We start from the raw sequence: 289 nt of genomic DNA on the forward strand, positions 1-289 counted from the left end.
GGTCAGCATTCCGCTGATCGTCTGGGGCAGCCAGCTCGTGCTCAAACTGCTCGACCGCTATCCGGTGATCGTCACGCTGGGCGCGGCGCTGCTCGGCTGGATCGCGGGCGGGCTGATCGTCAACGATCCGGCCGGCGACCGCTGGCCGCTGCTCGATACGCCGCTCGCCGAGTACGGCATGTGCGTGGCGGGCGCGGTGTTCGTGGTGGTGCTCGGCCATGTGCTCAGGCGTCGCAACGCGCGGCGCGCGCAGGGCTCGCATTGAGAATGGGGCGAAGGCGTGCGCTGC

The 289-nt window shown here is 70.2% G+C and carries 1 protein-coding gene; it reads left to right on the forward strand.

What is annotated here, in order from left to right:
- Window positions 1-265: TerC family protein (locus tag SB816_RS30930; protein WP_410548110.1), on the forward strand; the 265-nt coding region annotated here is incomplete at its 5' end.
- Window positions 266-289 lie beyond the last annotated feature (24 nt).

This window comes from Achromobacter sp. SIMBA_011, from assembly GCF_046535435.1.
Taxonomy (GTDB): domain Bacteria; phylum Pseudomonadota; class Gammaproteobacteria; order Burkholderiales; family Burkholderiaceae_B; genus Achromobacter; species Achromobacter dolens.